The 17,333-nt window shown below is 36.8% G+C and carries 17 protein-coding genes and 1 tRNA gene; 10 read left to right on the top strand and 8 right to left on the bottom strand.

What is annotated here, in order from left to right:
• Positions 1-14: 14 nt before the first annotated feature.
• The 7 genes from ACS125_RS09490 (at position 15) to ACS125_RS09460 (ending at position 7,563) form a co-directional block, all read left to right on the top strand.
• Positions 15-785 carry a nuclear transport factor 2 family protein gene (locus ACS125_RS09490; protein WP_443271729.1) on the top strand — a complete coding sequence of 257 codons (771 nt, stop codon included), beginning with the start codon at positions 15-17 and terminating at the stop codon, positions 783-785.
• A 55-nt stretch (positions 786-840) separates the two neighbouring features.
• Complete coding sequence (locus ACS125_RS09485; protein WP_443271727.1) at positions 841-1,560, top strand: FadR/GntR family transcriptional regulator; 720 nt, start codon at positions 841-843, stop codon at positions 1,558-1,560.
• A 65-nt stretch (positions 1,561-1,625) separates the two neighbouring features.
• Complete coding sequence (locus ACS125_RS09480) at positions 1,626-2,333, top strand: cache domain-containing protein (RefSeq protein WP_322005176.1); 708 nt, start codon at positions 1,626-1,628, stop codon at positions 2,331-2,333.
• Between the two features lie 187 nt (positions 2,334-2,520).
• The gene (locus ACS125_RS09475) at positions 2,521-3,852 is read left to right on the top strand and encodes an APC family permease (RefSeq protein WP_443271724.1); all 1,332 of its coding nucleotides are present in this window, start codon (positions 2,521-2,523) and stop codon (positions 3,850-3,852) included.
• A gap of 18 nt (positions 3,853-3,870) precedes the next feature.
• Positions 3,871-5,316, top strand: coding sequence for an NAD(P)/FAD-dependent oxidoreductase (locus ACS125_RS09470; protein ID WP_443271722.1), 1,446 nt, complete (start codon positions 3,871-3,873; stop codon positions 5,314-5,316).
• Positions 5,317-5,464: 148 nt separating this feature from the next.
• The gene (locus ACS125_RS09465) at positions 5,465-6,823 is read left to right on the top strand and encodes an amino acid permease (RefSeq protein WP_238612011.1); all 1,359 of its coding nucleotides are present in this window, start codon (positions 5,465-5,467) and stop codon (positions 6,821-6,823) included.
• A gap of 380 nt (positions 6,824-7,203) precedes the next feature.
• Complete coding sequence (locus ACS125_RS09460) at positions 7,204-7,563, top strand: hypothetical protein (protein ID WP_004793863.1); 360 nt, start codon at positions 7,204-7,206, stop codon at positions 7,561-7,563.
• A gap of 158 nt (positions 7,564-7,721) precedes the next feature.
• Here the strand turns inward: ACS125_RS09460 and ACS125_RS09455 are convergent, their stop codons facing one another.
• From ACS125_RS09455 to ACS125_RS09440, 4 genes are all read right to left on the bottom strand, one after another.
• Positions 7,722-8,402, bottom strand: coding sequence for a DUF799 domain-containing protein (locus ACS125_RS09455; protein ID WP_049837733.1), 681 nt, complete (start codon positions 8,400-8,402; stop codon positions 7,722-7,724).
• Positions 8,399-8,767, bottom strand: a complete 369-nt coding sequence (locus tag ACS125_RS09450) for a DUF4810 domain-containing protein (RefSeq protein ID WP_312825229.1) — start codon at positions 8,765-8,767, stop codon at positions 8,399-8,401. The genes ACS125_RS09455 and ACS125_RS09450 overlap by 4 nt, the downstream gene beginning before the upstream one ends.
• A 17-nt stretch (positions 8,768-8,784) precedes the next feature.
• Complete coding sequence (locus ACS125_RS09445) at positions 8,785-9,456, bottom strand: CsgG/HfaB family protein (protein WP_443271719.1); 672 nt, start codon at positions 9,454-9,456, stop codon at positions 8,785-8,787.
• A gap of 290 nt (positions 9,457-9,746) precedes the next feature.
• Complete coding sequence (locus tag ACS125_RS09440; protein WP_443271717.1) at positions 9,747-10,307, bottom strand: TetR/AcrR family transcriptional regulator; 561 nt, start codon at positions 10,305-10,307, stop codon at positions 9,747-9,749.
• A 662-nt stretch (positions 10,308-10,969) separates the two neighbouring features.
• Between ACS125_RS09440 and ACS125_RS09435 the strand changes: the two genes are divergently transcribed.
• The 3 genes from ACS125_RS09435 (at position 10,970) to ACS125_RS09425 (ending at position 13,660) form a co-directional block, all read left to right on the top strand.
• Positions 10,970-11,236 (top strand): hypothetical protein, encoded by a 267-nt coding sequence (locus ACS125_RS09435; RefSeq protein WP_312821585.1) that lies wholly within the window; start codon positions 10,970-10,972, stop codon positions 11,234-11,236.
• Between the two features lie 223 nt (positions 11,237-11,459).
• On the top strand, positions 11,460-12,548 hold the full coding sequence (locus ACS125_RS09430; protein WP_443271715.1) for a YjgN family protein: 1,089 nt from the start codon (positions 11,460-11,462) through the stop codon (positions 12,546-12,548).
• Positions 12,549-12,568: 20 nt separating this feature from the next.
• The gene (locus ACS125_RS09425; protein WP_443271712.1) at positions 12,569-13,660 is read left to right on the top strand and encodes a M48 family metallopeptidase; all 1,092 of its coding nucleotides are present in this window, start codon (positions 12,569-12,571) and stop codon (positions 13,658-13,660) included.
• A gap of 155 nt (positions 13,661-13,815) precedes the next feature.
• Here the strand turns inward: ACS125_RS09425 and ACS125_RS09420 are convergent, their stop codons facing one another.
• The 4 genes from ACS125_RS09420 to ACS125_RS09405 all read right to left on the bottom strand — a co-directional run bounded on the left by ACS125_RS09420 (position 13,816) and on the right by ACS125_RS09405 (position 17,327).
• Complete coding sequence (locus ACS125_RS09420) at positions 13,816-14,133, bottom strand: hypothetical protein (RefSeq protein WP_081399669.1); 318 nt, start codon at positions 14,131-14,133, stop codon at positions 13,816-13,818.
• A gap of 381 nt (positions 14,134-14,514) precedes the next feature.
• A complete protein-coding gene (locus ACS125_RS09415; RefSeq protein ID WP_443271710.1) occupies positions 14,515-16,263 on the bottom strand; it encodes an FAD-dependent oxidoreductase in 1,749 nt (582 codons plus the stop codon).
• A gap of 245 nt (positions 16,264-16,508) precedes the next feature.
• The gene (locus ACS125_RS09410) at positions 16,509-17,120 is read right to left on the bottom strand and encodes a hypothetical protein (RefSeq protein ID WP_443271708.1); all 612 of its coding nucleotides are present in this window, start codon (positions 17,118-17,120) and stop codon (positions 16,509-16,511) included.
• Positions 17,121-17,237: 117 nt separating this feature from the next.
• Positions 17,238-17,327 (bottom strand) — tRNA-Ser (locus ACS125_RS09405).
• Positions 17,328-17,333 lie beyond the last annotated feature (6 nt).

Genomic DNA, 17,333 nt, shown 5'->3' with positions numbered 1-17,333 from the left:
GAAAGGAGATCAAAATGAATAAACAAGAAATGAAAGACTTGGTGAGCAAAGCCCATCACGAGCTATTTAATTTGCACGACACCACTGCTCTGGATCGTTATTTTTCTGAAGACTTTATAGAGCACTCACCGCTGGTTGCAAATGGTCTTTCAGGCCTTCGCCAACTGGTAGAAGACTGCCCCGACATGCAACATGAAGCTGTGCGTGTATTGGCAGACGGTGACTTGGTTGCAATTCATGGCCGCTTTCAGGGATTAGATGAAAACCCATTAGTTGGTTTTGATATTTACCGAGTGAAAGACGGCAAAATTGTGGAACATTGGGATGGTCTTGTAGCAGAAGCGGCGCCAAATGTGAGTGGTAGAACCCAATTAGATGGTCCGACCGAAATCGTAACTCATCATGATTCAGAGAAAAATCGTGAGATTGTGACCTCTTTCTTTAAGAAGTCATTAATTGATGGCAATTACGAAGTATTTAAAGAATACACCCACAACGATCAGTTCATTCAACATAGTCCAGATATTGGCGATGGCGTTAAGGCAGTAATTGATTTTTTGAACAATATCCGTAATGAAGGACAAGGTTTGGTATACTCCAAAACTCATCGCTCCATTGCTGATGGTCAATTTGTATTGACACATTCCGAAGGAAATATTGCTGGAAATCGACATGCCTATTTTGAACTGTGGCGTGTAGATAACGGCAAAATTGTTGAACTTTGGGATGCAATACCAGCTGTGCCTGAAGATGAACAGGCAGTCCATCAATATGGCGTGTTTTAATCATTTATCCGTTTCATTAAGCTAAGTCACTGACTTAGCTTTTAGAGAATTCGCCATGTCAGCATATACGATAATTTTTGCACCTATCGCTCAGGCAACTCGATCGGAACAAGTTGTGGAACGCTTGGAAAATGCAATTATCTCTGGATTGCTTAAAAGCAATGAACAACTTCCTAACGAGGCGGATCTAGCTCGCTTAATGGGAGTGTCACCCATTACCGTTCGTGAAGCTTTAAATACTTTACGCGTAAAGGGTCTGATTGATACACGACGCGGGCGAAACGGCGGAAGCTTTGTTTGTGAGTTACCTTCCGATTTACTCTTAAACAAGCATCCTCTACGTCAAGCTTCCAATGAATATCTAGCTGATTTAGGCGAGTTTCATAGTGCAATTTTAAGCCATGGTGCATATTTGGCAGCACAAAGAACCACTGAATATGAACTGAACAAAATAGAAGAGCTGATTGAACAATTTGAACAGGCCGTTGAAGCAGACACACGTGCGCAACTTGATTTACGTTGCTTGCTGACACTCACCTCTTTTGCTCAATCAGCTCGACTGGCAAATCAAGAGTTAACCATACAAGCCGAATGGGCACCGCTCATTGCTGTGCTTTACCAAGATGATCAGTTTCATCAAACGGTCGTCGCTCAATACCACCAACTTTTATCATCTTTTGTTCAAGCCAATGAAGATGATGCTGTTATTCAAGCGCGAAAAATTATTTCGATGTTAACGGATCAAATGCTTCGATATAAGTTATCTATCGAATAAAAACAATAAAATAGAGCGCTTATCAAATATCGAGTGAGAAATACGGAATTTTAGGAGTTATAGGAATGACCCAACATTTAGATATAGAAGAGCTTCAAAATTTGTTAAAGACGGTGGTTGAGGAAACGACAGCCATTACAGAAAAACTGGCAGCTAAAGCGAGCAAAATACTCTCAAAACATGAACCTGAAAAAACAAAAGACGTTAAGCTTTCAGGTTCAGAACGCTCAGCTTTGCAGAAAGAAATTAAAAAGGCCTTACAGGAAAGCCATTACAGTCAAGGTATCGGCTTTGCAAGTTATAGCCCAGCAACGCAAGAAGAACAAGATTATTGGACACTCGAATGGTGGTATAAAAAAGAAGATCAGTTACAACAAGCGAAACTTGAAAACTATCAAAATGCTCAGCGCTTTTTAGATTTTCGCTCTTTTGAATGGTTCCATAAACCTGCTCAAAATAAAAGTCCGTGCATCCATGGACCATATGTAGACTATATCTGCAATGGTGCATATACCATCACCCTTGCCCATCCAGTCATGATTCGTGATCAATTTATCGGTGTAATTGCCACCGACATTTTAGTTTCAGCACTTGAGAAACTACTCATGCCGAAGCTTAAAAATATCAAACAAAAAGCAATTGTGATCAACGATTCCTCTCGAGTGATTACTTCAAATGACATCACCATCAGAACAGGCACATTATTTAAAGGCCAAAGCCCACAGCAGGTTCTGTCACGACCGTGTCAATCTTTTCAACTGGTCGTGATCTAGAGTGAAGTCAAAGATATAAATATTTGACTTTGCTTTAGGGCATCACCAAGGCGAACTAGCCCCTAGCTTTTGTACAAACTTTCTTCAAACAGACTTGTTTATTCAGGTCTAGGGGAAGTTTTGGCTCAAAAATAGCATCGCTTTTCCGGATGAAAAGCAAAACAACGAAATTTGAGGTTGAAATGACATGGAAAATAAAACGTCTTCCTTAAAAAAACTGTCTCTTTGGCAAGTCACGATTATTGGTATTGCCTACATGACTCCCATGACGGTGTTTGATACTTTCGGTATTGTCTCTGGCATTACCAATGGACACGTACCACTCGCATATTTACTCGCACTTGGTGCCATGCTACTCACCGCTTGGAGCTATGCAAGATTCAGCAAAAATTCAGAAAAATCAGGTTCGGCATATAGCTATACAGCTGAAAGTTTAGGGCCTAAAAGCGGTTTCTTTGTAGGCTGGTGTTCCCTACTCGACTATCTGTTATTACCCCTCATTAATGTTTTGCTAGCTGCAATTTATCTTACAGCCCTTATTCCAAGCTTACCGTACTGGTTTTGGGTGTTTGTGTCGGCGGGCCTAGTCACTTTAGTAAATTGTTTCCGCATTCGGTTACTCGCCAACTTAAGTCTTGTGTTTGTATTTGCACCCATCATACTCATGGTCATTTTTGTTTATTTAGTGATTAAGGGTATTGGCTCGACTCAAGGTTATGAGCATGTGCTTACATTAGCCCCACTCTGGCATGAGCACCAATCTATACTACCGCTCGTTGCGGGTGCCTCAGTTTTGTGCTTTTCATTTTTGGGCTTTGATGCTGTTACCACGCTTTCAAATGAAACCAAACAACCTACCAAAAACATACCTCGTGCGGTCATGTTAACGACTCTCGCTGGCGGACTTATTTTTTTCACAGCCGCTTGGTTTATTCAGCTTTATTTTCCAAATAATCTACGCTTTCATCATCCGTCAGAAGCACTTCCTGAAATTGTGCTGTATGTCGGCGGTGCATTCTTCCAATCCGTATTCTTATGCGGACAAATTATGAACACAGTCGCCTCTGGTCTTGCCTCTCATGCCAGTGCTTCGCGTTTACTGTATATAATGGGCACCGATAATATTTTTCCTAAAAAGTATTTTGGGACAATTCACATCTCTTTAGGTACACCATTTTTTTCGGTTTTATTTGTTGGTCTTATTTCAATGTCCGCGGTTTTTCTAGATTTAGCACAAGTCGTAAGCCTGATCAGCTTTGGTGCGCTAGTCGCTTTTACAGCCGTAAATTTCTCAGTTTTTATGAAGTTTTATATTAAAGATAAACAGCGCTTAGGGTTTAAAAATAAATTTCTAAACCTCTTTCTACCGCTTATCTCTGTGATCAGCATTATTTGCCTCTGGCTTAATCTTGACTCATCTTCACTGATTTTTGGATGTTTCTGGTTAGCTTTAGGTATTCTCCTATTTATCTATAAAACGATTAAAAAACAAAGTATTGCGATTAGTAATGCTTATTAATTTTTAAGGAACTTCGTCATGAAAATTATTTCTAAACCTCAACTTTTAAAAGACGTGCAATATAAACCAAGTAAATCTCTACAAGTGGGCAAAGAGTGGAGCTGGTTAAATCCAAAACATGCAAAATTTGACACAGCAAATATAGAAGGCGCAGCGGTAGATAATCCAGCGAACTACTATGAAAGCTCACTTTCTGATTGGCATACATTTGACAGTTTACAAGCTGATATTGAATGCGATGTGGTGGTTATTGGCGGTGGCTTATTAGGTTCATCAAGTGCATTACATTTAGCTGAACAAGGTGTAGATACAGTTTTATTAGAAAAAAACCGCATTGGTAGTGCAGCTTCTGGCAGAAATGGCGGACAACTTACCCCTGGTTTAGCTCGCTGGGAAGCTCAAGAAATGGCTGATCGCTTAAGCTACGAAGATGCCAAAAAACTCTGGCATTTTACCTCTACGGAAGCGATGCAACTTATTGATGAAATCTCAGAAAAATACCAACTCAACTTTGACCGTAAATACGGTCACATTACTGCTGCTGTTCATGAAGGACATTTGGTTGGTTTAACACAAGGCGCCGATGCACGAAAATATTTAGGTGAAGACCATACCCGTATTGTGGGTAAACACGAACTCATGGACTTTATTAAGTCTGATTATTACACAGGTGGTTTAATTGATGAGTTGGGTGGGCAAATCCATCCTTTAGCTTTAAACCGTGGCTTAATTTATGGCTTTTGTCAAAATGGTGGTATGGTTTATGAGCAAACAGAAGTCCTTTCAATAGAAGAAAAAGCAGATGGTATTTATGTTCAAACAGCAAATGCTGTTGTAAAAGCTAAAAAGTCTGTGGTGTTAGCAGTACACCATGCTTCATTTAAACTTTTATCAGAGCAAAGCAATACTACTATTCCGTTTTACACCTATGTTGCGACGACTGCCCCACTAGAACTTGATACAAAAGAGCTTCTGCCATTTGGGCATCCAGTCTATGACACTCAGTTCCAGATTGATTACTACCGTCCCGTGTTTAACAACCGTTTACTGTTTGGTGGCCAAGGCACAGGAACATGTTGGGGACCAGAGAAAACTTTAAATTATCTAGAACATCGAATTCATACCGTGTTCCCACAAATTAAAAATCTAGAGATGGATTTTGTCTGGAGTGGAACGACTGATTTAACCGTAAATGGTGCAGTCGATAGCCGTAAATTTGGTAATAAGTTCCCGATTTATGCTGTTCACGGTTGGAGCGGTCACGGCGTTGCACAGACGGTACGCATTGGTAAAGCCATTGCAAATGACTTTATTGGGCAATCTAACGACTTCGAAATGTTATCTAAAATTGACCATCAAAATATTATGTTTGGTCGTACCCTTGCTCCCGTTGTTATTCCGCTCGCAAAAAGTATGTATGGCATCGGTGCAATGATTAACCCAGGCAAAATGGTGTCTTTCTAATTTATAAAAACATCATTTTTCAAAAAAAGGATTCGTATAGCTTTGTGCGGATCCTTTTTTATTTAACTGAGTAAAATCCTTTTCAAATTAGGTTATCCCCAGCCAATCTATTACAATAGCATCAGCTTTTTTATTCAGCGCATATATTTTGAGCAACTCATCTTCCCAATTAAAACGCGGACTTAAAAATCGCCACATCCAGCTAATCGCTATGGGTGGTGCTGTCGGGACAGGTTTATTTTTAGGCTCTGCACAAGTCATCCAGTCTGCTGGCCCTTCTATTATTTTAGGTTATGCCATTGTCGGTTTGGTCGCATTTTTAATTATGCGCCAAATGGGTGAAATGATCGTAGAAGAACCTGTGGTCGGTTCCTTTAGTTACTTTGCACAAAAATATTGGGGAAGATTCCCCGGTTTTTTATCGGGCTGGAACTATTGGGTGGTCTATATTTTGGTCGCGATGACCGAGCTGACAGCAGTTGCTAAATATGTGCATTACTGGTGGCCTCATATTCCTGCTTGGATATCAGCCTTATTTTTCTTTGTTTTAGTCACGTGTTTGAACTTAGGCAATGTTAAATTTTATGGTGAATCTGAGTTTTGGTTAGCGATTATTAAAGTCGCGGCGGTCATTGCCATGATCGTGTTTGGCTTATATTTATTGCTCACCGCAGGTAGTGACTCTATCGCTAGCTTTTCAAACCTCTGGCAGCATGGCGGATTTTTCCCGCATGGGTTCTCGGGCCTGTTTTATATGCTTGCCTTCTTAATGTTTGCTTTTGGCGGTATTGAACTGATTGGGATGACTGCTGCTGAAGCCGAAAATCCTGAAAAAAGCATTCCACAAGCCATTAACCAAGTCATCTTTCGAATCTTGGTTTTCTATGTAGCTTCGCTTGCCATCATCATGTCGCTCATTCCGTGGAATCAGCTTGACCTCGGTGGTTTAGATAAAAGTCCATTTGTGATGATTTTCAGCCAGCTTGGTATTGGCTGGGCAGCGCATTTGCTTAACTTTATTATTTTGACGGCTGCACTGTCTGTTTATAACAGTGGTATGTACGCAAACAGTCGTATGTTGTATGGCCTAGCTGTACAGGGCCACGCATCCAAAATTTTTACAAAAGTGAGCAAACAAGGGGTTCCAACGCCTGCTGTTATCTTTTCTTCTATTCTGATTTTTGGTTGTGTATTGCTGAATTATTTTATCCCAGAAGAAGCTTTAAGCTATCTCATGTACATGGCTGTGGCAGCTTTAGTTTTAAACTGGGCAATCATTAGCTTTACCCATTTAAAGTTTAAACGTGCCATGAAACTTGAAGATAAAGTTGTTAAATTCCCTGCACTGTTTTCACCTTTAAGTAACTATATCGTTTTGATTTTTATTGGCATGATTTTATATATCATGTGGACAAAAGGGTTTGAAAAATCAGTTATTTTAATTCCAATTTGGATTACATTCATGTTTGGATTATATAAATTTTTGAGTTGGAAAAAATCACTCTAATCTTCAAAGAAGGCTTATTCAAACAGGATAAGCCTTTTATCATTGAATAACTCGCGTCTTCCTAAGTAACTTCAGAAAATCTACTCAAAAAACCATTCACATTTTATTCATTATTATTAAATTGCTCTCTGCTAGACACATTAATATGTAAGCCTTAGTCATTCTAAACATTGGTATTTAATGAGATAATTATTAAAGTACAAGTGTTTACATGATCTATAAATATTTGTGTCAATGTTCAGCTAAAATCAAAGCAGACCAGTTATCGTTACGATCACTCAATAGGAAAAAGACACTTCATCGAAAGACAGGTTCTTTACCCACTTTACTGATTTAGCGCCGTCAACTGTGTCACTCAATGATGAAAGACAGGAAATTTTATGGAAAAAGCTCTGCAATGTCCTAAGTGTGGTTCTACCGAAGTTGAAGCACGTGACCATGACAAATTACTTAGAACAACTGGCGGTGTTTTACTGACAGCTGCTGGTACGACAGCAGGCACTGTAGGTGGTGCTGCAACTGGAGCTTCTGTTGGTGCAGCGATTGGTACGATTGCTGGCCCTTTAGGTGTGATTGTTGGCGGAACTGTAGGAACTTTTGTCGGTGCTATTAGCGCAGGTATTACCGGCGGTGTGGTTGGCAATATTTTTGGTAAAAAAGCGGGCGTAATGATCGATAAAAATATTTTTCAAGATTATCGCTGTCTAAAGTGTAAATATCGCTTTAAGCAAAAGAAGTAAAACCAATTAAGTAGGAGAACTAGTTACTCTAGCTCTCCTACCTAACCCAAAAATTCAATAAACCATCTGGAATAATAATTTTTTATATAGCGCTCCATATAATCAATATATGAAGCAGACTATTTTTAATAAAGTAAAACTTTAGCTAAGACTTTAATTTACTTAGCTACGACTCCATCTTGTTGATACTTTGGTGAACGTGGACCATATAGCAACCCCATACCCGGATTATAAGTTGTCGGGGTAAAAAGTTGAGTATTTACCATACTCGCTAATGGATAAGCCCGATCAGTAAAGCTACCAGCAATCTGTTCAACTAAAGCACCGACGACCATTCCGATTAAACCCGCATTGCCATCATTACTTGCTTGAACAAGTTTTTTTTCACCTGTCCAAATCACATCTCCAGTTTTTAAATCAACAAGCTTTGCATCAGCACTTACTGTAGCCACACTTTGGATCACTTGGTACTTAGAACCATATTCTTTAATTCGAATATATAAAGCAGCATCTGCACCAAAAATCTCTTGTAATTTCTGAGGTGCAATAGACTGAGCATCACTGCCATTAGTAACACCATTCTCTTTAAACATATTGTCTACAACAGAGATTGGAAAAACGTAATAGCCAGCTTCTGCAACAGGTGCCACCACAGTAGGCCAATAACTATAAGTCGCTTTTACATCAGGCGAATCATTGACTGGTGGCAATACCAAAATCGATTTTGGCATATGAGCTTTATAAGCCGTAATATCTTTATTAGGCGGTGGAGTAACAGCACATCCTGTAAATGCAAGGCTAGAAATAACTAAACCAGCAATTAAAAATTTCTTAATCATGATTTTGTAGACCCACCATTAGCATTCATTTTTTGCAATAAACGATCCATTAAAACCGTAGACTCTGGATATACTTGACGTTCAAGCTGGAAATACTCGATTGCTTTTTGAGAATTATTTTCTTGTAAATATAACAATCCCAAATGAGCATATAAACCTGGTGGAACAGCTAAGCCCTTACCTTTAGTTTTTTCAATTTCAGCTTCTAATTTTGTGATTTGCGAACTTGGTGTAGCTTTCTCAGGTGCGTTATACATCAAATAGGTTTGATGAGTATAAGTTCCCCAATTATATAAAGGTTGAGGACCAGCGGCACACCCAACCAATCCCATAGCAAGAAAACTGCTTAAAAGAATTTTTTTCATTTAACACATATCCAAAATTATTGAACTGACCAACGGTTATTTTGAATATCTGTCACAAGATTATTAACTGCTTCACGAACAGCTAAATCGAGTACTTTGCCATTTAAAGTAGAATCATAAGAAGCTGTAGAGCCAAAACCTAATACTTCACGAGCACCTAATGCATATTCACCTGCACCCTGTACGGAATGCACAACTTCTGATGTTTTTACATCAATAACATTTAAATTAACTTTTGCGTAAGCAACTTGCTCTTTACCGCGACCTAAAATACCAAATAATTGCTGATCACCTACTTCTTTGCGACCAAACTCAGATACGTCACCAGTAATAACATAACGAGCGCCCTTAATAGATTGGCTTGTATTGCTATAACCAACTTCTTGTTTAATTTCAGATAAGTTGTCGCGATTTAAAACTGTAAAATAACCAGTTTGCTGTAAATGTGTCTCAAGAATAGTTTTTGCCTGTCCGCCTAGACGGTCGACATTATCAGAGAAAACACCTCTCATATAGCTAGAGCGATTATCAAATTTACCAATAGAAACTGGAGCTTTTACTCCCGTATATTTAATTTGTGATGTAGCTACAGCCACTTGTGGGCTTTGGATCGTTCTTGAAGTTTCAGTAGTTGAACAAGCAATTAAACTGAAAGAACTTAACGTAGTAATGATTAATATTTTTTTCATGTTTACTCTATAATGGTTACAAAATATAAAGAATACATATTATATACAAAAAGACTATCAAACAATCCAATAATTTAACCGTTAAGTAAAAATACTATTTTTATTTTATGAGAATTTAATTAATGAAAAACTCCTATTTTTATAAGAGCTTTACGAGTTTAGTTAAAGTGATATCTATCTGAAAGCATTCAAACTAATTTATAAAATATTATAAATATGGAAATAAATCGGCTGCGATTATTACTAGCTTTAGGTAAGATTTTTGGTATTTTTTATTAGCTCTGTTCTCATCACACTTCCCCTAAAGTAATGAAAAAATAATCTAATAATTTTTCTCTTTCATCTGGCTTGTTTGGATCTAAAAGCTGAACCATTGCCCCATCAATCACAAACAAAAACATGTGCGCATCTTGTTTTGAAGCCTTTGTGTTGGTTGTTAAAAGCAAATTATAAATTTCATTAATAAACCATTTTCTATAATCAACGACCACCTGATACGCCTTTGGATGCGTTTTCGCAATTTCAAAAATAGCTTTAAAAGGTAAATGATAAAGTCCTTCTAAATCGGCATGTAAAAAGTAAATTTTGCGAAGCTTTTCAAGCAGAGTTAAGCCTTTTTGAACATAAATGATTGAAAGTACTTCTTGTTTAAGACCATCTTTTTGAAAGGTTAAACTCATTTGAATTAGCCTTTCTTTTGAATGAAAGTAATTATAAAAAGTGGCTTTTGGGATTTTCGCCGACTCAATAATTCGATCGACCCCGACATTGTGAAAGCCATAGTTGTTAAACAGATATCGGCAAGTGTGAAGCACGCTTAAAGCACGAGATGGGAGATCTAAATGTGGCATAGTTTTACCGTTATAAAATAAATTCTTGTTGTATATAAATGAGATATAAAAACCGATGCCGTTTTTGGGAGAAAAAAAGGCATAGCAAAGTCGTTAAGACTGTGCTTGGCACATCTCAAGTTTTATTGTTGATTAAATTTTTGGTTAAGACGAATTAAAGTCTGAAAAGCCAAGTGACTTTCAAACTGCTTTAAAAGTTCAAGTTGTGTCGTTATAGCTTTTGGCAAAGGCTGCCAAGAAATAATCAATGTGCAAAGCCAACTCCTTTTTATTAGGAGTTCTGCCAAACATTAAAATTATGGTGGCAGAACGAAAGGGGGTTAGCAGACTGGCCGAAAAAACCCAGCACACCCGAAGGTGTCCCCCTCCCGTTCCGCCGCAGAGGGGGCACGAGGGTTCGTCACTAAAAGATTGCTCTTTTAATGCTTTTCGGAACGGTCTGCTAAAACCGACTGGCAATGTGGCCAGCAGGCAAAGGATAGTGCTCTACCATTTGGCAGTCAAGCACACAAAATGACATTTGTTTTAAAATAGATCATTAAAAAGTAAGGATAAATAATTAAAATTTATTGTTAATTTGGGATTTATAACAAGTTTAAAATTTATATAGATATATTAGTTTCCACAGATAAGTTTAGAAAATGAAAATGGTAAATGATGAAATGAAAATATCTTTATTAGATGTAAAAAAAGTATTCAATGATCTATTAAACCGTAAGATCAGCCGAGAGGATGCTGAAGAATGGGCAAGAATAAGAATGAATGCACTGGATAACCAAGACTTAATTTTTGATCCTCCAATTAAAGAGGAGCTTCTTTGGAAAGCGGTAATATATTTAAGTGGTGTTGGATTAAAGATATCTCCTGATAAGTACATGGAGGATGACATTGGCATTAAAGAAACATTTAATACTTATTGGAATCAATAATTTTTGCTAAGAAAGTTTATCTTTTTAAAATAGCCTATTTAAGCATGCTTCACACAATAAGCTTTTTACTCGGAGCAACTCAATAAGAATATAATGGTAAAAATTGTTGTTTGCTTTTCATTCTATTCCTTTCAATTTATAAAAAATATATAATGTTCTCAATAGCTTTCTAATTATCTATTACATTCAATCAAGATCATCTAGTTTCAATAAAGAGAATAAAATGCAAGAACAAGCTTTACCCTCATCTCCTCAAGATTTGAATGAGGATCAAAATATTACGTCTCCACCAATTTCTCAATCAGGAATTTATCATTTTAAGTTTCATGGTAAAGCCTCAGAATATTTTGGAATCTGGATCGTTAATATTCTTTTAACTATTATCACTTTAAGCTTATATGCACCGTGGGCTAAAGTTCGTCGCTTACGCTATTTCTATGGCAATACAGAATTTTTTGAACGCCGCTTTGATTTTACAGGGATTCCAACCAAGATTTTGATTGGACGTTTAATTGCATTAGGAATTTATGCAGTATTCGCAATTTCATCACAGTATTCAATAGTTGCAACTGTGGTTGGACTAGTTGCACTATATACAGCAATACCTTGGCTAATTCGCGCTACTTTGCGTTTTACTGCAAGAAATAGTAAGTTCGGCAACGCACGTTTTTATTTTGGTGGAACGATAAAAGAATCTTATAAAGTTTTTCTTTTGAGTATATTGGTATATATTTTCACATTAGGAATCTTTACACCTGTCGCTATTTGGCTATATAAAAAATATTATCTAAACAACTTATATGCCGGACAATTAAATTTTAAATTAAACGCGAAATGGTCTGCATATATGGCTGCAGTTTATATACCAGTTTTTATTGCAATTGGTATAATTTCTATTTTATCAATCATTTACTTTGCTATGGCAGGAACAATTACTGGGTTCTCACCGAACGCTTTAGTCTTCGGAATAGTTATAGTATATGCATTTATTGGATTATTTATTTACCCATTAATTGCTGCACGTATTTTTATTACGACATGGAACAATACGACAGTTGGAAACAGTCAATTTAAAACAGACTGTAATCAATGGCGTTTTGCATGGATTGTAGCTTCAAACTGGATTGTAAAAATCTTAACCATAGGTTTAATGTCTGCTTGGGCTGCGGTTCGTATTCACAAATATCAGATTGAATCGATGAGTTTAATTTTATTAGATGATCCAGATCAAATGATGAATCTAGCTCAGCAAGAACAAAGTGCTTTAGCTGAAGAAATCAGTGATATTTTTGATATTGACATCTCTCTATAATAATCTGAGTTTAATAATTTATGTCCCAAGCAGTAGATATCATTTTCTATGATGGCATAGTGTCTAAACCTCACCGTGCTCAGATTTCAGCTCAATCTAAATCTGAAGTTCTCATTCGGTATGGTGAGCAATTAGAACAACAACGTCATTATCAATATACTGATATGAAATTGATTGGTGCGTTGGGACAGTTACACCCAGTGATTGAATTATCTGATGATGCACGGATTGAATTTCATAGTGCATTACCTGAATGGTTTAATTACACAACTAAAAAGGTTCAACATTCGATCTGGAAACTTGAACGCTCTCCAAGTCTTATTCTTTTTAGTGTAATTTTTGTGATTACTTTTGCGATCAGTCTAGTTAAATGGGGTGTTCCAGCCACATCCCATTATCTTGCTTTTCAATTACCTGAGAATACTTTAAAGAAACTAGGTGATGAAGCCGAGAATTATGTATTAAATAATTGGACTGCAACCAGCCAATTAGCACAAACTCAAAAAGACCAAATTACTAAGCAATATTTGAATACTATTGCTGAAAACAGACCAGCCAAATTAGTCTTCCGTAAAGGCGATCATTTAGGGGCAAATGCTGTAGCGCTACCTAATAATACGATTATCATCACAGATGAACTGATCAAAATGGCACATACTAATCAAGAAATCTTAGGCGTATTAGCCCATGAACAAGGCCATTTGGTTTATCGCCATAGTTTGCAACAAGGGTTAACGAGTTTAGGCCTAAGTATATTATACATTGCAATGACAGGAGATAATTCAGACTTATTTACGTCATTACCTGCCGCTATGATTGGTGCAAATTACTCACGTAAATTTGAGTCCGAAGCCGATCTATATGCTTTACAGCTGATGGATAGGAAGCATATAGAAGTCTCGCACTTCGCAAATTTCTTACAACGTTTAAGCGATACAACAGAAGAAGGTATCGATAAAAAAAATCAGTCAAACCCACCAACTTCTCAAGAAGAATCTTCAGCTAATAAACTATCTACAGCTGTGCTTGATACTTTATCCTCTCATCCTGCAACTGAAGAGCGTATTCGAATGGTTCATGATTTTGAGAAAAAACAACATGCTAAAGATTAAATAGTAGAAAACGAGGATTCATTCCCAAGACACGATGAAATATAAAGTTAAGCTGAAATCTCAATCTGCTTAACTCAATCCAAATTTCCATATGAGTTGCTAAGTACTCAAACTTTTTCTAAAGGCACTCAAAATAATTTATAGGCTCATAGAGTCTATCTAGAAAATTTATGGTCTTTAGGAAGTGGAGCATCACATGGTTGATCCGTCTTTACATTGACCATTTTTACAGGCCCATCGTTGTAGATTGTTACCTTACAACCTTTTACGACATATTCCTGTTGAATGCCACCGTACATTTCGTCCTCAGAAACAGCAGATGCAACATCACACGCCTCGTCAACACGGCATATATCCTCTTGCCCACCTACAGCTTCTGCTCCAGCAGCTTCCATTACATCTACAGCACTCTCCTGTACTTCAGCATCTACAGCCTGTATTTTTGCTGCATATGTATTTGAAAGATTCATCATAAGAAAAATTGTAAGAAAGAACTTACTACTAGGTTTTATTAAATTCATGAATTATCCATATCTCTTAATTTAAATTTGGTACATATCAGGCGATTTTAGTTTGCAAGTTAGTGATGTAAAAGCGCTAGTATTATAAGAAGCTATTCTACTCATAATTATACCTATAGCAGCAATAGTTGACCCGAAAGAATTCTTCAAACAATGACAAGATATTGACCATTATGAGGATGTAATTAAGTACAAAATATAAAATTAAACTGAAATAAAAATCTACCTAACTCAATCCAAATTTTTATATAGGTTTCTAAGCATTAAAACATTCACATAAAAAAGCCTCTGCTTTTAACAGAGGCTTTTCGAATTTTGTGAAGCAGTCAAATACTAATTCAAACTAAGTATTGATGATATGGCTTTGTGCAATTCATTGTCCGCCGATTCAATTTTGTTGCTTTGCCAAGCAATATAGCCGTCTGGTCTGATCATGATGCAAGCATTTTCATCATTACCCCAAGAGCGAGACAGTTCTCCATAAGAGTCTTCAACATCTCTTTTTGGGCCTACCTGTATAACGTTAATATCCAAGTTGAGCTGGTTATTAAGTTTGTCTACAGCACACTTCCATTTGTCACCTTGCAACCAACAGAACAGCGTAAATTTTCCATTTCCGATTAAGTCTAAGGTTGATATTTTTTTATAATTTTTGACTAGCCATGTATGAGGAAGTTTATGACCGGGGGTAAATGAAGGATAATAATGAAGATCTTCATCTCTACTAGAATCTATTTTATTTTCAATAGCAGACTCTGCTCCAATAATTGCAGATGAATGATACCGTACGTTAGTTTCGACTCCTAAAGCAGCAAATTCATAAGCTTTATATTCAATTGCAGATCTTAAATCACGACGTTTAACAGCACCTTTTTCATTACTTTCGCTTAAGGCATTTATACTTCCCTGCATCGTCTCTGTACTGTACTTTCCATCTAACTCTAAAGCAGAAAAGATTGTAGAGAACTCTCTAACACTTTGATTTGCTCGCTTAACAATTCGCTCACCAACAGGTGCTCTTTCTTCATTAAAACTATCTAATAAACCACTACCCGCTTTGCCATTTAATACAAATGCTAATTTCCAACATAAATTATAAGCGTCTTGTATAGATGAGTTTGAACCTAATCCATTCGAAGGTGGATGACGATGGACAGCATCGCCAATACAGAAAACTCGACCTTTTGAGTATTGCTCTGCATACATTTCATTTACTGTCCATAACGACTTACTATTTATGTTTATTTCAATGTCGTTATCGCCAATAAGCTGTTTGCAAATTGCAATCGCCTCATCATCGGTAAGAGATGGTTCTTCTTTTTCAATGTCATACCCCCAAACAATCTGCCATTCATTCCAAGGTCTGACCATACGCAACAACCCTAACCCAATCCCACCAATGTTTGCTCCAGGTTGTATAATCCACCACAGGTATCCCGGTCGATGTGAAACGTGTTTTGTTAAATCGGCTTTAAAAATAATACTGATACTGCCACTTTTGCCCATTTTACCAGCCATAGGTAAATCTAAATCTTTTACGACTTTACTGCTCGCACCATCAGCCCCGATTAAATATTTACATCGGATTAAGTATGTTTGTTTAGTTAATCTATCTAAAACAGTGACTGTTACGCCGTTCTTATCTTGTACATGAGATAAGTATTCCGTATCAAATCTTGGATGACTCCCTCGTGATGCTGCATTTGAAAGTAAAATAGGTTCAAATAGGTGTTGAGGAAGATCACACTGTTCACAGGGACTCGCTTTAGCATATTCTGACATTCTTTCTGGATGATTCATTCCATAAGGAAAGCGTCCAATTTCATCACCCGTTAAAGATGTGCAATAAACAACATCTCCCATAACTTCTTTTGGTGCTGCTTTTGCGATTACCTCATCAGAGATCCCTAAATCTCGAACAATTTCCATAGTTCTTTGACTGATATAATGAGCACGCGGACTGTTCGCCAGCCATCTATATTTAGTTATTATGATATTTCTGACTCCATAAGTACTTAACATAAGTGCAGCAGAAGAACCAGCTGGACCGCTTCCAACAATTAAAACATCAGTTTCTAACATTTTTATCCTATTACTTACATATTCTTGGTAGCTAAATCGCTATTGCATAAAATTAATGAAATAACCATTTAAGATATAATATTGCTTCAAAAAACTCTTTTAGATCATGCAGGTAAAAACTTAACAACATTAAGTATTAAATAAGTCTATAAAAGTTATAAAGCAGATTTTTAATCAAGATTTCTTATATCAACATAGTTCAGTCTTTTAATAAATATGGCAAAGTTTTATGAGTTTGACTTAATTTAGTTAACATAATGTATTTCCTTTACTTCTTCATTTAAAATTTTTAATGCAGTTAGACAAACATCTAAATATTGCTCATCTTTAATATTTCTATGGTAAGAGTCATAAATTCTTATGAGCACACCATTCCATTTAAATTTTCCTACATAAGGTTTTGGTTGACAGGATGTATTATTATAAATTTTTCGCCCCCAATAATCTGTTGTACGATTATAATATTGAGGTGAATACATAAATACATTAAATGCATAATCCCTATCAAAATCATTTTTCAAGTCTTTTGCCAATAATTTATTAACATCTGTAGGCCATCTGATTTTAAATCCACTATCTCCTTGATACTCTCTTGGTATTAACCAAAACCGACCACTACGCTTTATTAAAAAATATTTACGAGAGTCAAATTTTGGTAGTCGTGCGAAGTCTTCTTGTGTATAAGAGTCAAACTCTTCAGCTAGCCTAATCCTTTCCCGTTCCATATTTGAATGAATAAGAGCATCTTGATCTTTCTCTGTTAAAGGAACACATTTATATACAAGCCATGCTATAAAAATAATTAAAAGCAAAGCCCATACAAAACCTTTAGTTGGTGTGTAGTTTTTTATTTTCATTTTTCCACCTTTAATAAACTAAGAATTAATGCATCTACATTTTGATGTGGGTTATTTTGAGGGTAAAATAATAGATATAAAAAAAAGCCCCTGCTATTAACAGGGGCTTTTCGAATTTGGCGGAAGCGGTGAGATTCGAACTCACGGAGGACTCACACCCTCGTCGGTTTTCAAGACCGGTGCATTAAACCGCTCTGCCACGCTTCCATGTGC

The sequence above is a fragment of the Acinetobacter sp. PFS20 genome (assembly GCF_052261015.1).
Classification (GTDB): domain Bacteria; phylum Pseudomonadota; class Gammaproteobacteria; order Pseudomonadales; family Moraxellaceae; genus Acinetobacter.
This window is presented reverse-complemented; position numbering and strand designations above follow the sequence as displayed.

Bases quoted from the DNA above. Each gene is read 5' to 3' on its own strand.
- ACS125_RS09445 (WP_443271719.1), bottom strand. From the start codon at position 9,456: ATGAAAAAAATATTAATCATTACTACGTTAAGTTCTTTCAGTTTAATT.
- ACS125_RS09470 (WP_443271722.1), top strand. From the start codon at position 3,871: ATGAAAATTATTTCTAAACCTCAACTTTTAAAAGACGTGCAATATAAA.
- ACS125_RS09480 (WP_322005176.1), top strand. From the start codon at position 1,626: ATGACCCAACATTTAGATATAGAAGAGCTTCAAAATTTGTTAAAGACG.
- ACS125_RS09450 (WP_312825229.1), bottom strand. From the start codon at position 8,767: ATGAAAAAAATTCTTTTAAGCAGTTTTCTTGCTATGGGATTGGTTGGG.
- ACS125_RS09490 (WP_443271729.1), top strand. From the start codon at position 15: ATGAATAAACAAGAAATGAAAGACTTGGTGAGCAAAGCCCATCACGAG.
- ACS125_RS09460 (WP_004793863.1), top strand. From the start codon at position 7,204: ATGGAAAAAGCTCTGCAATGTCCTAAGTGTGGTTCTACCGAAGTTGAA.
- ACS125_RS09410 (WP_443271708.1), bottom strand. From the start codon at position 17,120: ATGAAAATAAAAAACTACACACCAACTAAAGGTTTTGTATGGGCTTTG.
- ACS125_RS09430 (WP_443271715.1), top strand. From the start codon at position 11,460: ATGCAAGAACAAGCTTTACCCTCATCTCCTCAAGATTTGAATGAGGAT.
- ACS125_RS09455 (WP_049837733.1), bottom strand. From the start codon at position 8,402: ATGATTAAGAAATTTTTAATTGCTGGTTTAGTTATTTCTAGCCTTGCA.
- ACS125_RS09485 (WP_443271727.1), top strand. From the start codon at position 841: ATGTCAGCATATACGATAATTTTTGCACCTATCGCTCAGGCAACTCGA.
- ACS125_RS09420 (WP_081399669.1), bottom strand. From the start codon at position 14,133: ATGATGAATCTTTCAAATACATATGCAGCAAAAATACAGGCTGTAGAT.
- ACS125_RS09440 (WP_443271717.1), bottom strand. From the start codon at position 10,307: ATGCCACATTTAGATCTCCCATCTCGTGCTTTAAGCGTGCTTCACACT.
- ACS125_RS09475 (WP_443271724.1), top strand. From the start codon at position 2,521: ATGGAAAATAAAACGTCTTCCTTAAAAAAACTGTCTCTTTGGCAAGTC.
- ACS125_RS09425 (WP_443271712.1), top strand. From the start codon at position 12,569: ATGTCCCAAGCAGTAGATATCATTTTCTATGATGGCATAGTGTCTAAA.
- ACS125_RS09415 (WP_443271710.1), bottom strand. From the start codon at position 16,263: ATGTTAGAAACTGATGTTTTAATTGTTGGAAGCGGTCCAGCTGGTTCT.
- ACS125_RS09435 (WP_312821585.1), top strand. From the start codon at position 10,970: ATGAAAATATCTTTATTAGATGTAAAAAAAGTATTCAATGATCTATTA.